Origin of the sequence: Anaeromyxobacter terrae, from assembly GCF_022690685.1 — a bacterium.
Taxonomy (GTDB): domain Bacteria; phylum Myxococcota; class Myxococcia; order Myxococcales; family Anaeromyxobacteraceae; genus Anaeromyxobacter; species Anaeromyxobacter terrae.
In genome coordinates, this window is sequence record NZ_JALCYY010000033.1 from 1 (window position 1) to 13,314 (window position 13,314).

General features: G+C 73.8%; 16 protein-coding genes. 7 read left to right on the forward strand and 9 right to left on the reverse strand.

Translation table 11 applies throughout. The annotated features are described in order from the left end of the window. The 6 genes from MNY62_RS15310 to MNY62_RS15335 all read right to left on the reverse strand — a co-directional run. A partial coding sequence (locus tag MNY62_RS15310; RefSeq protein ID WP_242345051.1) for a GntR family transcriptional regulator occupies positions 1 to 786 on the reverse strand: 786 nt, incomplete at its 3' end. 15 nt (positions 787 to 801) lie between these two features. Beyond that, on the reverse strand, positions 802 to 1,518 hold the full coding sequence (locus tag MNY62_RS15315; RefSeq protein WP_242345052.1) for an ABC transporter ATP-binding protein: 717 nt from the start codon (positions 1,516 to 1,518) through the stop codon (positions 802 to 804). Further along, positions 1,515 to 2,252, reverse strand: a complete 738-nt coding sequence (locus MNY62_RS15320) for an ABC transporter ATP-binding protein (protein WP_242345053.1) — start codon at positions 2,250 to 2,252, stop codon at positions 1,515 to 1,517. Before MNY62_RS15320 ends, MNY62_RS15315 begins: the two co-directional genes overlap by 4 nt. An 8-nt stretch (positions 2,253 to 2,260) precedes the next feature. Continuing rightward, positions 2,261 to 3,244, reverse strand: coding sequence for a branched-chain amino acid ABC transporter permease (locus MNY62_RS15325; protein ID WP_242345054.1), 984 nt, complete (start codon positions 3,242 to 3,244; stop codon positions 2,261 to 2,263). Continuing rightward, positions 3,241 to 4,116 carry a branched-chain amino acid ABC transporter permease gene (locus tag MNY62_RS15330; RefSeq protein ID WP_242345055.1) on the reverse strand — a complete coding sequence of 292 codons (876 nt, stop codon included), beginning with the start codon at positions 4,114 to 4,116 and terminating at the stop codon, positions 3,241 to 3,243. Before MNY62_RS15330 ends, MNY62_RS15325 begins: the two co-directional genes overlap by 4 nt. A gap of 4 nt (positions 4,117 to 4,120) precedes the next feature. Continuing rightward, complete coding sequence (locus tag MNY62_RS15335) at positions 4,121 to 5,386, reverse strand: amino acid ABC transporter substrate-binding protein (RefSeq protein ID WP_242345056.1); 1,266 nt, start codon at positions 5,384 to 5,386, stop codon at positions 4,121 to 4,123. Positions 5,387 to 5,531: 145 nt separating this feature from the next. Between MNY62_RS15335 and MNY62_RS15340 the strand changes: the two genes are divergently transcribed. Continuing rightward, complete coding sequence (locus MNY62_RS15340) at positions 5,532 to 7,025, forward strand: AMP-binding protein (RefSeq protein ID WP_242345057.1); 1,494 nt, start codon at positions 5,532 to 5,534, stop codon at positions 7,023 to 7,025. 49 nt (positions 7,026 to 7,074) lie between these two features. Here the strand turns inward: MNY62_RS15340 and MNY62_RS15345 are convergent, their stop codons facing one another. Together MNY62_RS15345 and MNY62_RS15350 are read right to left on the reverse strand one after the other, a co-directional pair. Continuing rightward, positions 7,075 to 7,797 (reverse strand): DUF4253 domain-containing protein, encoded by a 723-nt coding sequence (locus MNY62_RS15345; RefSeq protein WP_242345058.1) that lies wholly within the window; start codon positions 7,795 to 7,797, stop codon positions 7,075 to 7,077. A gap of 257 nt (positions 7,798 to 8,054) precedes the next feature. Continuing rightward, positions 8,055 to 8,963: a hypothetical protein gene (locus MNY62_RS15350; protein ID WP_242345059.1), complete on the reverse strand. Its 909-nt coding sequence runs from the start codon at positions 8,961 to 8,963 to the stop codon at positions 8,055 to 8,057. 133 nt (positions 8,964 to 9,096) lie between these two features. Between MNY62_RS15350 and MNY62_RS15355 the strand changes: the two genes are divergently transcribed. Both MNY62_RS15355 and MNY62_RS15360 read left to right on the forward strand, forming a co-directional pair. Beyond that, entirely contained in the window at positions 9,097 to 9,888 is a 792-nt protein-coding gene (locus MNY62_RS15355) for a hemerythrin domain-containing protein (protein WP_242345060.1), read from the forward strand. Positions 9,889 to 10,077: 189 nt separating this feature from the next. Continuing rightward, positions 10,078 to 10,260: a hypothetical protein gene (locus MNY62_RS15360; protein ID WP_242345061.1), complete on the forward strand. Its 183-nt coding sequence runs from the start codon at positions 10,078 to 10,080 to the stop codon at positions 10,258 to 10,260. A gap of 23 nt (positions 10,261 to 10,283) precedes the next feature. Here the strand turns inward: MNY62_RS15360 and MNY62_RS15365 are convergent, their stop codons facing one another. After that, on the reverse strand, positions 10,284 to 10,742 hold the full coding sequence (locus MNY62_RS15365) for a hypothetical protein (protein WP_242345062.1): 459 nt from the start codon (positions 10,740 to 10,742) through the stop codon (positions 10,284 to 10,286). Between the two features lie 162 nt (positions 10,743 to 10,904). Between MNY62_RS15365 and MNY62_RS15370 the strand changes: the two genes are divergently transcribed. The 4 genes from MNY62_RS15370 (at position 10,905) to MNY62_RS15385 (ending at position 13,277) form a co-directional block, all read left to right on the forward strand. Next, a complete protein-coding gene (locus MNY62_RS15370) occupies positions 10,905 to 11,354 on the forward strand; it encodes a hypothetical protein (protein WP_242345063.1) in 450 nt (149 codons plus the stop codon). A 95-nt stretch (positions 11,355 to 11,449) separates the two neighbouring features. Continuing rightward, positions 11,450 to 11,944, forward strand: coding sequence for an asparaginase domain-containing protein (locus tag MNY62_RS15375; protein WP_242345064.1), 495 nt, complete (start codon positions 11,450 to 11,452; stop codon positions 11,942 to 11,944). A gap of 49 nt (positions 11,945 to 11,993) precedes the next feature. Beyond that, positions 11,994 to 12,899, forward strand: a complete 906-nt coding sequence (locus MNY62_RS15380) for a glutathione S-transferase (protein ID WP_242345065.1) — start codon at positions 11,994 to 11,996, stop codon at positions 12,897 to 12,899. A 111-nt stretch (positions 12,900 to 13,010) separates the two neighbouring features. Then, positions 13,011 to 13,277: a hypothetical protein gene (locus tag MNY62_RS15385; protein WP_242345066.1), complete on the forward strand. Its 267-nt coding sequence runs from the start codon at positions 13,011 to 13,013 to the stop codon at positions 13,275 to 13,277. Positions 13,278 to 13,314: the final 37 nt, after the last annotated feature.

Sequence of the window (13,314 nt, forward strand, 5' to 3'; positions counted from 1 at the left end):
CCGCCGCGCCCGCCCGCCCGCGCGCCGAGGCCGCTCCACCGGCGCGTCGCTCGCGCCCGTGCTCGCGCGCGGAGAGGTCCCGCTCTCGCGCGGTGCCCTCCGCGCGGCCGCTCCCGCCGCGCCACGCGAGGTCCCGCCCGCGTCCTGCACCGCGAGCGCGGCGCGCTGCGCCATGAGGTGCGCGCGCATCAGGCGCTCGGCCTCCTCGGCGTCGCCGCGGCGGAGCGCGCGCATGAGCTTGCGGTGCTCGGAGAGGGACGCCTCGAGCCGGCCCGGCACGCGGAGCTGGCGGCCGCGCAGGAGCCGCAGGAACTGGCGCAGCTCGGACACCATCCGCGACAGCCACGGGTTCGCCGCGAGATCCTGCACCGCCTGGTGGAAGAGGTAGTTGAGCTCGTAGTACTTGCCCACGTCGCCCGCGGCGGCGCAGCGCTCGAGCCGCTCGTGGAGCGCCTCGAGCCGGCGGACGTCGTCGGGCCCGGCCTTGCGGACCGCCTCGCGCGCGCACAGCCCCTCGAGCAGCGCCATGAGCGGGAAGATCTCATCGAGGTCCTGCGGCGTGAGCTCGCCCGAGACGAAGGAGCCGCGCCGCGGCGTGAGGCGCACGAGCCCCTCCGCGTGGAGCACCTTCAGCGCCTCGCGCAGCGGCGTGCGGCTGATGCCGAAGCGCTCGACCAGGGCGCGCTCGTCGATCCACGTCCCCGGCGCGAGCTCGCCGGCGTAGATGAGCTGCCGCAGGCGGTCGGCGACCTCCTCGTACAGCGCGCGGTGGGCGATGCGGGTCATCGGGGTCGCTCCGCCTCAGATGCCGAGGTACGCCGTGCGGATCTCCGGGTTCGCGGAGAGCTCCGCGCTCGTCCCCTCGAGCCGCACGCGCCCAGTCTCGATCACGGTGCCGCGCTCGGCGACCTCGAGCGCCTTGCGCAGGTTCTGCTCGACGAGCAGGACGGTGATGCCCTCGGCATGCAGGTCGGACACGGTCCGCATCACCTGGTCGACCAGGATCGGGGCGAGGCCGAGGCTCGGCTCGTCCAGCATGAGGAGCGTGGGCTCGGTCATGAGCGCCCGCCCGATGGCGCACATCTGCTGCTCGCCGCCGGAGAGGCTGCCCGCGAGCTGGCCGCTCCGCTCGGAGAGGCGCGGGAACATCGTGAACACGCGCTCGAGGTTGCGCGCGGCGTTCGCGCGCACGCGCGGGTGGTAGGCGCCGAGGTCGAGGTTCTCCCGGACGGTGAGCTGGCCCCAGAGGTCGCGCCCCTCCGGGACGAGGGCGATCCCGAGCTCCGCGCGGGCGGCGGCCGGCAGGCCCACGAGCGACTTCCCGCGGAAGTGGATGTCGCCCGCGCGCGGAGGGCGGATCCCCGAGATCGCCCGGAGCGTGGTGGTCTTGCCCGCGCCGTTCGAGCCGAGGAGCGTCACGATCTCGCCCTCGCGCACCTCGAGGCTGAGGCCGTAGAGGACCTGGATGTCCCCGTAGAACACGTCGATCGCGTCGAGGCGCAGGAGGGGCTCGCTCACGCGGTCACCTCGTGGCCCTTGCCGAGGTAGGCCTCGATGACGAGCGGATCGCGGACCACCTCGCCCGGCAGGCCCTCCGAGATCTTCTTGCCGTGGTCGAGCACCGCCACCCGGTCCGAGAGCGACATCACCGCCGGCATGACGTGCTCGATCATGATCACCGAGACCTTCCGCTCGTCGCGGATGCGCCGGATGAGCGCGGCGAGCTTCATCGCCTCGGCGGGGTTCACGCCGGCGATGACCTCGTCGAGCATGAGCACCCGCGGCGCGGTCGCGAGGGCGCGCGCGAGCTCGAGCCGCTTGCGGCCGGCGAGCGTGAGCGCGCCAGGGAGCTGGCCGGCCCGGTCCGCGAGCCCGACGAACTCGACGATCTCGGCGGCGCGCTTCTTCGGCGTGCCCTCCGCGCGCCAGCTGCCGTGGATCGCGCCGACGGCGACGTTCTCGGCGACGGTGAGGTTCGGGAACGGCCGCACGATCTGGTGCGTGCGGACGATCCCGGCGCGCACCACGCGGTGCGCGGCGTAGCCGGAGACGCGCCAGCCCTGGAGCCGGACCTCGCCCGAGGTGGGCCGCAGCGAGCCCGCGATGAGGCTGAAGAGCGTGGTCTTCCCGGCGCCGTTCGGGCCGATGACGCCGAGGATCTCGCCCTCGTGGAGCTCGAGCGTGACCCCGTCGACCGCCTTCAGGCCGCCGAAGCTCTTCGAGACCGCGTGGCAGGAGAGGAGCGGTGCCATGGCGGCGGTCAGGCGAGCGACTCGCGCGGCGCGCGGCGGGTGCGCTTCCGCACGGCGCCGGCGAGGCGCAGGGCGAGCCCGGTGAGCCCGAGCGGCTCGAAGAGGATGATGAAGACGAGGAGGAGCCCGTAGAGCCCGAGGTAGAGCTGCGGATAGGAGGCGAGCAGGAACTGCCGCAGGAGCACGAACACGATCGCGCCGAGCACCGGCCCGAGGACGGTCCCCACGCCGCCGATCACCGACATGAGGACGAACGCGATCGAGCGGTCGAAGCCGAACATGTCGCCCGGCTCGATGAAGCTGAAGTACGCGGCGTACAGGCCGCCGGTGATGCCCACCACCACCGCGGACAGCGCGAAGACGAGGTCCTGGTTGAAGGTCGCGTTGACGCCCACGTCGGCCGCGGCGTCCACGTCGGCCTTGATGGCGAGGAGCTGCAGCCCGAGCGTCGAGCGGCGGATGAGGAACGACGCCGCCACCACGAGGGCGGCGAGCCCGAGCCCCCAGAAGTAGAGCCGGTCCTTCATCTCCATGTCGATCGGCAGCGAGAGGCCCGAGGAGCCGCCGGTGAAGTCCTCCCAGTACGTGAAGAGGAGCCGGGCCGCCTCGCCCACGCCGATGGTGGCGATCGAGAAGTACGGGCCGCGCAGCCGCAGCATCGGGTGCGCGCCGAGCGAGAAGACGCCGGCGGCGAGGCCACCCACGAGCCACGCGAGCGGCGCCGGCGCCGGCGGCTCCATGAGCATGAGGCGCGCCGCGACGAACCCGCCCACGCCGAACAGCGCGGCGTGGCCGAAGCTCACCTGCCCCACGAAGCCGCCCATCCAGTTCCAGGCGAGCGCGCCCGAGATCATGAGGAACGCGAGCGTGACGAGGTTCCTCGAGTAGATGGAGAGGTCGAGCGCCGCGGGCGCGACGGCGAGCGCGGCGACGACGAGGACGAACGCCGCCACCGCCCAGCGGGGCACGAGGGGAGGCCAGGAGAACGTCATCCGAGCACCCGCTGGCCGAAGAGCCCGCCCGGCCGGAACACGAGGACGAGCACGAGCATGACGAACCCGACCGCCGCCGTGAGGTAGGAGGGGAGCACCAGGATCGCGAACACCTCGACGACCGCCAGGACCAGGGCGGCGATCCCGGTCCCGAACACGCTGCCGAGCCCGCCGAGCACCACCACGACGAACGACTTGAGGAGCTCGCCCGACCCGAACCCCGGGTTGAACGAGAAGATCGTCGCGGAGAGGAGCCCCGCGAGGCCGGCCAGGGCCGTGCCGAGGCCGAAGGTGATCGTGTAGATGCGCTCCACGTCGATCCCCACGAGCGTGCAGCTATCGGCGTTCTGCGCCACCGCGCGGATGGCGCGACCGAGGTACGTCCGCTTGAGCAGGAGGTGCAGGGCGACCGGGGTGACGACCGCGATCGCGAGCACGGCGAGGCGGTTCACCGAGACGTACGAGCCGAGGAGCGGGATCGCCCGCGTCGAGTACGCCGTCCGGATCGTCTGATCGTTCCCGCTGAAGAGCAGGTACGCCGCGTTGCGGAGGACGAGCCACACGCCGAAGAGGAGCAGCAGCGACGCGGGGCCGCCGGCGGCGCCGCGCGGCAGGTGGCGCACGAGCACCCGGTACGTGACGACGCCGAGCAGGAACGTCGCGCCCACGACGAGCGGGATCGCGAGGTAGGGGTCGAGCCCCAGCCAGCCGTGGAGGATCCAGCCCATGTAGGCGCCCACCATGATCACCCCGCCGTGGGCGAGGTTCACGACGCGCAGGACGCCGTAGATGAGGCCGAGCCCGTACGCCATGGTGGCGTAGAGCCCGGCGAGCAGCACCGCGGAGACAACGAGGTCGACGAAGCGGTCCACGGGATCACTTGGCGCAGCGCGGGTTCGGGGCGACGCCGGCGGCGCTCGCGACGTCCTTCGGGAAGATGATTGGCGAGGCGCCGTCCGGCTGGTTCTGCTGCAGGACGAACGAGTTCTGCGCCTGCTGGCCGAACTCGGCCTTGAACTCGACCGTCCCGCCGGGCAGGAGCGACGGCACCTTCATCGCCGCGAGCTTGGCGCGCACCGCCTCGCGGTCGACCTTGCCCGCCTGCTGGATGGCGGTGAACAGGACGCGCGCGCTCTCGTACGCGAGCGCCTGGAACCACTCCGGCTCGCGCCCGCCGTACTTCGCCTTGAACGCCTTCACGAACTCCTGCGACGGGCCGGGCCTCGTCCCGAGCTGCGCGCTCCACCACACGCCGGAGAGGACGCAGTTCACGTTCTCCTGCCCGAGCGCCTGCACCGCGTCCTTCTCGCCGCCGCGCGCGCCGTAGCTCACGACCTTGTGGCACATCCCGTTCGCCACGTACTGACGGTGCATGGTGATGTAGTCGGGCAGGTGCGCGTCCACGAGGAACAGGTCCACGCCCGCGGCCTTCACCTTCCCGAGGAGCGCGCCGAAGTCGCGCGCGTTGAGCTCGAACGACTCGTCGACCAGGATCGGGTACGCGCCGCCGCTCTTCTGGGAGAAGTCGGAGATGCCCTTGCGGAAGTCCTTGCCGTGCGCGGTGTTCTCCCACACGAGCGCGATCTTCGCGGGCTTCGGCAGCTTCCCGGCCTTCTGCTGCTCGTCGATCCACTGCATCAGCGTCCCGCCGAGCAGCTCGACGGGAGAGATGAGGCCGAAGAGGTACTTGAACTTGCGCTTGTAGATCTTGGTCGCGCCGCCGCCGCCGTTCACGTACGGCACCCGGTTCTGCTCGGCGACCGTGCTCTGCGCCTCCACGAGGTGGCTCGCGTAGGTGCCGAGGAGGAAGTCCACCCGGTCGCTGTTCACGAGCCGGTCGGCGAGGCTCACCGCCGACGCCTGGGTGCTCGTGTCGTCGAGGAGGAGGAACTGCACCGGCAGCTTCTTGCCACCGACCTCGAGGCCGCCGGCCTTGTTCACCTGCTCGAAGGCGAGGTCGTAGCCCTCCTTGAAGAACCCGCCGACGCGGGCCTCGGCGCCGGTGAGTGGCAGCGTCGCGCCGATCAGGATCTTGTCCTTGTCGGCGGCGGCCGCCGCGCCGGGCAGGGCGGCCGCCACGGCGAGGGCGGCGATCGCGAGGAGCAGCGGGGCGTACGGCCGGCGGTTGTTCCGGATGCTCATGGGCGCCTCCAGGGGCGAGGGGAGCCGCGTCTCCGTAATTATGGATTACGGCTTCGCGGCAGGATGGCCCATCCGCAACGCGAAGATCCATCGGCGCCCCATCGGAGACCCGGGCGCGCCGCGGCGGGCTTTAGACTCCCGGGACATGCACCCGCTCCTCCCCGATCTCTCCGCGCGCGGCGGCCGCGTGGCGCTGCGCGTCATCGATTCCGGCGCCGGCGCCGCGAGGGACCCCGGCGCCGCCGCGCCGCGTCGCGGCGACGTGTCGTACGCCGACCTCGATCGCGCCGCGCGCGCCCACGCGGCGCGCCTCCTCGCCGACGGCGTCCGCGCGGGCGATCGCGTCGCGCTCTGGGCGACCCCAGAGCTCACGACGATCGCCGCCGTCGTCGGGAACGCCCTCGCCGGCGTGGCCACGGTGCCGCTCAACCCGGCGCTCGGCGAGGGCGAGCTCGCCCACGTGCTCGGCGATGCCGCGCCGCGTCTCGTCCTCGCGGCCGATCCCGCCCCGTTCCGCGCGCGCACGCCGGGGGTCCGCGGGGTCACGCTCGACGGCTCGCCCGCCTCGCCGCCGCCGCCGCGCCCGGACGACCCGCTCCTCGTGCTCTACACGTCGGGCACCACCGGCAAGCCGAAGGGCGCCGTCATCACGCACCGAAACGCCGCGTTCGACCTCGACGCGCTGGCCGGCGCGTGGGGGTGGACCGAGCGCGACGTGCTCGTGCACGCGCTGCCGCTCTTCCACGTCCACGGCCTCGTCCTCGGCGTGCTCGGGGCGCTGCGCGTCGGGGCGTCGATCCTCCTCCTCCCCCGCTTCACGCCGGAGGGCGTCTGCGCGGCGATGGAGGGCGGCGGCACGATGCTCTTCGCCGTCCCGACGATGTACCACCGGCTCGCAGAGCACTGCGAGGCGACGTCCGAGGACGCCCGGCGGCTCGCGCGCGCACGGCTCCTCGTCTCCGGGTCCGCGGCGCTGCCCGTCCGCGAGAACGACCGGCTCTTCCGGCTGTTCGGGCAGCGCGTCGTCGAGCGGTACGGCCTGACGGAGACGCTCATCATCACGGCCGCGCACCACGACGGCCCGCGCACGCCCGGCGTCGTCGGACCGCCGCTGCCCGGGCTCACGCTCCGCCTCGTGGACGACGCGCGGCGCCCGCTCGAGCCCGGCCCGGACGTCCTCGGCGAGGTGGCGGTGAAGGGTCCGACGGTGTTCGCCGGCTACCTCAACCGGCCGGACGCGACGGCCGCGGCGATGGACGCGGAGGGCTTCTTCTACACCGGCGACATCGCGGCGATCGGGCCGGGCGGCGAGGTGCGCATCGTCGGCCGGCGGGCCACCGACCTCATCAAGACCGGCGGCTACAAGGTCGGCGCGGGGGAGGTGGAGGCGGCGCTCCTCGAGCACGCCGCGGTGCGCGAGGCGGCCGTGATCGGGGTGCCCGACGAGGACCTCGGCGAGCGGATCGTCGCGTTCGTCGTCCCGGCCCCCGGCGCGGCGCCGCGGCCCGAGGAGCTCTCCGAGCACGTCGCCCGGCTCCTCGCGCCGCACAAGCGCCCGCGCGCGGTGCGGCTCGTCGAGAGCCTGCCGCGGAACGCCATGGGGAAGGTGCTGAAGAAGGAGCTCGCCGCGCTCGTCTGACGGCGCTGCGCGCGCGCACGACGCCGGATGCGCGGCGCCAGACCGCGCGTCACTCCCAGATCAGGTACAGCATGCGGTGCTTGCCGATGAGATCCGCGAGCCCGGCGATGGGGTTCGTGTGCCCCGCGACGAGGTCGGGCGCGATCTCGACGGCGCGGCGCGCGATGGCCTCCGGGTCCTTCGGCTCCCGCTGGAACCGCCCGGCCACGTAGTCCGCCCCGATCTCGTAGAGCTCGAACGCCTCGTCACGCTCGAGGGCGGAGAGCCACGCCACGATCTGCTCGCTCGTCACGTGGCGCTTCGGCCCGGCCGTGCCGATGCGGCGGATCACGGCGTGCGGGTCGGCGGTCGCGAGGAGGCCCACGAGATCCTTCTCGCCGGCGAGGCCGAAGCTGCGCTCGTAGCGGAACAGGTAGACCCCTGCCTTGCGGAACGTCGAGTGGCTGCCGGCGAGGAGCCGCTCCGCGGTGCGGGTGTCGACCGCGAAGGCACGGCCCTCGGCGAGCGGGATGGGCGCGACCTCGCTGTCCATCTGGCCGCCCTTCACGCCCACGGCGTCCTCGACGAGCTTCACCGCGGCCGCGAAGCCCTTGGGCGCGGGGAGCACGATGGGCTCCGCCTCGGCGGACGACGCCGCGGGAGCCGCCTTGGCCGTCGACGGCTCCGCTCCGGCGCCGAGCGGGACCAGCGCGAGGAGCGCGGCGGCCGCGAAGGCGCTGCAGGCGGGGGCGTTCGTGCGGACGCGGTCGAGGCAGCGGGTCGATTCCGTCATGGCGGCTCCCTTTTGCCGCACGCGAACGGCCGTGCGACAGAGAGCCGCAATCTACACGCCCCGATCGGCATGATCGACTTTGCGTCGTCCGCGCACCGTGTCCCACAGCCGCGCCGGGGCCCCCGGACGGACCCGGAGGCCTCCGGCCTACCTGCGGCTCACTTGCGCGTGACGCCGAGGTCGCTCTTCGCGCCCTTCCCGAACGTCACGAGATCCATGACGTAACTCTCGGGGACGGCCTCGGCGTCGTTGGCCGGCTACCGTCCGCGCCAGCCGCGAGGCGGCTCGGCGTACCCGCTCTCGCGGAACGGCTCGGCGCTGTCGCGGAGCCAGGCTTCGCGCCGTGCCGCGAGACGACCGTCGACGTCGATCCCGAGCGCGGCGAGCCCCTCGCGATCGTCGTAGCGCAGCGCGAGCACGGCCTCGGGCCGCGCGCTCGCGCGCTCGAAGCGGACCGTGCGCACGCGCGACTCGTGCTCCTCCGCGAACTCCGTGCCGAGCCCGGGCCGTTCGGCCTCGGGCGCTCCTGCGGACCGCTCCGGCGCGGCCGCGCGCGCCCCCGAGGCCTGCGGCGCCGGGGCAGCGTCCGCGCGCGCCTCTCCAGCCGGTGCGGAGCGGCCGGGCTCGGCGGGAGCCCCGGCGCGGCGTTCGTCGGCGAGCGGCTCGGCGCGGCGGAGCGGCGCGACGGGGCGGAGCTCGCGCTCCTGGAAGATCGCCACCCCCACGACGCCGACGTCGCGCGCGTCGCCCGTGAGCGCCGCATACGAGCGCGGCACGCTGGAGAAGCGGAACGCCGCGACGGACGCGCGGCTCGTCCGGAAGCCGTCGATCGCCACCTCGGACCACGCGTCCACGAGGTAGCCGCGCTTCGTGAAGGTCGCCGGGCGTCCGTCGAGGACGTCGCGGCCGTCCACCGACACGACGACCTCTACGCGGCGGCCGGAGTGGTTCCGCACGCGCACGAGGTACCGCTCCCCCAGCGAGCCGAGGACGTAGGTGCGGCCGCGGTGCGAGAAGGTCGGCAGCTCGTCTCCTTCCTCGCCGATGAGCTGGACTGAGTACGGCCCGGCCTGCGCCGGCCGCTCCGGCGGACGGGCGGCGACGCGGGTGGCTGGAACGGCGGAGGACAGCAGGGCGACGGCGACGGCGAGCACGTGGAGACGCATGGAGGCTCCTCTCTCTCGCGAGGTGAACGGACGAGCGGGCGAAAGGATCTGCGGACGCCGTCCGGGTTCTGGCGCCGCGGGCGGCACGCGATGACGCGTTGCATCCGGGGGGCGGGGTGCGGAGATTCGCGCCATGCCCACGCCGCGCGACGCAGTAGCCGTCCTCGAGGACGATCACCGCGAGATCGAGGAGCTCTTCCAGGCGTTCGAGCGTTCCCGGAGCGCCGCGCACCGGGAGGACCTCGTCGCGCGGATCGTCCGGGAGCTCTCGATCCACGCCTCCATCGAGGAGCAGCTCGTCTACCCGCGCGCGCGGGTAGTGGTCGACGGCGCGTCGAAGGAGCCGGCGGTCCTCGTCGCGCTCGAGGAGCACCACGTCGCGAAGCTCGCGCTCTCCGAGATCGCGACCCTCCGGGCGACCGACTCCCGCTTCGAGGCGAAGGTCCGCGTGCTCATCGCGAACGTCCGGCACCACGTGGAGGAGGAGGAGCGCGACCTCCTGCCCGCGATGGAGCGGGCGTACACGCCGGAGGAGCTGCAGGAGCTCGGGGCCGCGCTCGAGCGCGCGAAGCGGATCGCGCCGACGCGGCCGCACCCGTTCGCGCCGGACGAGCCGCCCGGCGCCATGTTCGCCGGGCTCGCGGCGGGCGCCTTCGACCGGAGCCGCGACGGCCTCGCCCAGCTCGTCGAGATGGCGGCCGACGTCGGCCGGCAGCTCGTGGACTCGGCGCTCCGCCGGGGCGAGGACGCGGTGCGCCGGGCGCGTGGCCGCCTCGCGCGCCGGATCGAGGAGGCGCGCGCCGAGGTGCAGCCCGAGGCCGTCGAGCGGCGGATGCGCCGCGGCGTGCGCGCGGCCCGCCGTGCGCAGCAGCGGGTCGGCGAGGGCGTCGAGGAGCTCGGACGCGAGCTGCAGCCGGCGCAGTGAGCTCGAAGCCCGTCAGGAGCGCGAGCCCGTTGCCCGTGGTCCGACCGCGCCCTACCCGGCCGCGCGTCGGCGCACTCGCGCGCCCTTGTGGCTCCTCCACCGGTCGTGCGAGGTTCCCGGCCCGGCTGCCCGTTTCCCCGGCGCGGCCGCGACCCCCTTCCCTCACCGGGAACGGCTCCGGAGGCCCGCATGAAGACGCTCGTCGCATCCGTCATGGCCGTCGCGATCCTCGGGACCGGCTGCGTCATCCACACGCCGGGATACCGGCGGTCCAGCAGCGCCGCCGTCGCCGCGCCGGCGAAGAACTGTCCTCCCGGCCACCGGTGGAGCGACGGCCGCTGCCACGCCAAGGGCAAGGGGCACGACCGGTAGCTCACCTCCGCGAACGCGGCGGCTCAGCTCGTCGCGCCGCGCCAGCGGAGCGAGGCCGCCGACCGCCTCCGCGCGTGCGCACGCAAGCGCTGCGCGAGCGAAAGGACGAGGCCAGCCGCGAGGAGCGCGAGCATCCCGCGGAGATACGCCTCGTTCAGGCGGGTGCGCGGCGCGAGGTCGAGCGCAAGCGCCCCGACCCCGGAGAGGACGCCGGCGAGCGCGAGGAGATGGGCGCGCAAGGTCGTGCGCCAGCGTCTCCAGGACCCGGCGAGCATCGAGTAGGCCGCGCCCAGGAGCACGAGGCCGCAGAGCCCCTCCACGACGGCGGCCGTGGCGATGGGCGGCTCCTCGATGCGCAGGGGGCCGAGCGCGAGCGGATGACCGAGGTGCGCCGTCGCGAAGATGAAGAACGTCGTCGCCTCGACCGCCAGGAGCAGGCCGAACAAGGCGGCGCCGGGCGTCGTCCGGTGCGGTGGGGCCATTCCGTCGTCCTCCCTGGAGCGCCCGCCCGAGCGCGAGCGGCTCGCCCGAAGATCGTAAGCACGACGCGGCGTGTGCCACCCGGGAGGTCGGCCGGCGCTCGTGCCCCGGGCGAGCGGGAGGACGGCCGGCGCCGGCGGACGGGGATGTGCTAGCGTCACCGCGTGCTCCGCCGACCCCCGCAGAGCGTCGTCCTGGCGATCGCCTCGGCCGGCGTCGTGGGGCTCGAGGCCGTCGCAGTCGGCGTCTGGTGCGCCCGGCTCCTCGGTGAAGGCGAGTCGATGCTGCGCTCCGCCGGGACCCTCTTCCTGTGCGTCCTCGTGGCCGCCGGGATCGTCTCGTTCATCCGCGGAGCGCTCCTCCAGCACCCCGACGTCCGCATGACGGCGGTCGGCTGGACGATGCCGATCGCGGCCTGCCTCGCCGTGTTCGCGATCCTGCTCGGGCTCATGGCGGCGCTGCTCTCCGCCCGCACCGCCGCGCTCCCCCTGCTCGCGTTCGTGCTCGTGGTGGTGATGCCGCTCGGGACCATCGGCGTCGCGCTCCTGCGCCCGTCGGCGCGCGCCTGGTTCGACGCCGGCGCCGAGCGAGAGCGGCGACCCCGCCGCTCCTGAAGCGCGCCCTCCCACGGTCCCGCCGGAGCGCCTCGGGCGCGTGACGCGAGGGCCCCCCATGCGCTCGGCCGCGTTCCGCAATATCCTGCGGAGCCATGGCGACCGAGCCCATCCGACTCTTCGTGACCGGCGGCACCTTCGACAAGGAGTACGACGAGCTGACCGGGCGCCTGTACTTCAAGGACACGCACGTCCACGAGATGCTCCGGCTCGCGCGCTGCCGCGTCGAGACGCGCGTGCGGACGCTCATGATGATCGACAGCCTCGACATGACCGACGCGGATCGCCGCGCGATCGTGGAGAACTGCCGGAGCGCCGCCGAGCAGCGCCTCGTCATCACCCACGGGACGGACACCATGGCGGAGACCGCTCGCGCGCTCCTCGCGGCGGGGCTCGGCAAGACGGTCGTGCTCACCGGCGCGATGGTCCCCTACGCGTTCGGCTCCTCGGACGGGCTCTTCAACCTCGGCAGCGCGATCTCGTTCGCGCAGGTGCTACCGCCCGGCGTCTACGTCGCGATGAACGGCCGCGTGTTCGCGGGCGACCACGTCCGGAAGAACCGGGAGAGCGGCATCTTCGAGGAGGTGTGACCCGCCCGGGCGCTCGCGCCGCGAGGGCGCGTGCGAGAACGTCCGGCGCATGGCTCCCTCCGAACCTCGGTACGAGCTCCTCTACTGGCCGGGCCTCCAGGGACGCGGCGAGTTCATCCGGCTGGCATTCGAGGACGCGGGTGTCCCCTACGACGACGTGGGGCGCATGCCCGACTCGGCGGGCGGCGGCGCCGCCGCCATCGAGCGGCTGCTCGAGGAGCCCGGCCCGTGGCTCACGCCGCTCGGACCCCCGGCGCTCCGGCACGGCGAGGTCCTCGTCGCGCAGACCGCCGCGATCCTGCAGTACCTCGCGCCGCGCATCGGCGTCGTCCCGGACGACGAGGCGAGCCGGCTGCGCGCGCACCAGATCCAGCTCACCCTCGCCGACCTCGTCGCCGAGACGCACGCGACCCACCACCCCATCGCGACCTCGCTGTATTACGAGGACCAGAAGCGCGAGGCGGCGCGCAACGCGGAGGCGTTCGTGCGCGAGCGCATCCCGCTCTTCCTGCGCTACCTCGATCGCGCGCTCGACTCGAACCCCGAGGGCGGCGGGCGGTGGCTCGTCGGGCGCGGCTGCAGCTACGTCGATCTGTCGACGTTCCAGGTCATCGCCGGCCTGCGCTATGCCTTCCCGAACGCGATGCGCCGCATCGAGCGCCGCTTCCCGCGCCTCGTCGCCCTGCACGACGCGGTCGCGGCGCGGCCGCGGATCGCCGCCTACCTCGCGTCCGAGCGGAGGATCCCGTTCAACGAGTGGGGCATCTTCCGGCACTACCCCGAGCTCGATCTTGGCGCGCCGGCTCGCACCGCGCGTGGAGGCAGGGCGGCCCCGAAGGAGGCCGTCGCCCGCTCGAAGCGCGCCCGCGCCGCTCCTGCCGCCAAGCGCGCCGCCGCAGGGTCAGGACGCGCGCGCGCGAGCCGGAAGGGGCGGAAGCCGCGGCGGAAGGCCTGAGGCGGACCGGGCGGGCGGACCCGCGCGAGGGACCCCATCCGACCTCTTTCCGCGCAGTGACGTTCACGGCCAACTCACCGCCTCGAAGGCCACCCGAACCCGGAGTTGCCCATGAAGCGGATCGCCCTCGCCCTCCTCCTCGGCTCGCTCGCCACCCCCGCCCTCGCCGCGACGAAGACCTACCAGGTGACCGGTCCGGTCCTCGAGGTCACCGAGGACAGCATCACCGTCCAGAAGGGCAAGGAGAAGTGGGAGATCGCCCGCACGCCCGACACGAAGATCACGGGCGAGGTGAAGAAGGGCGAGAAGGTGACGGTCGAGTACCGGATGACCGCGACCAGCGTTGAGGCGAAGCCGGCGGGCAAGGCGAAGAAGTAGCGCGCGACGTTCGGTGAAGGTGCGGCGCCGGCGCGGG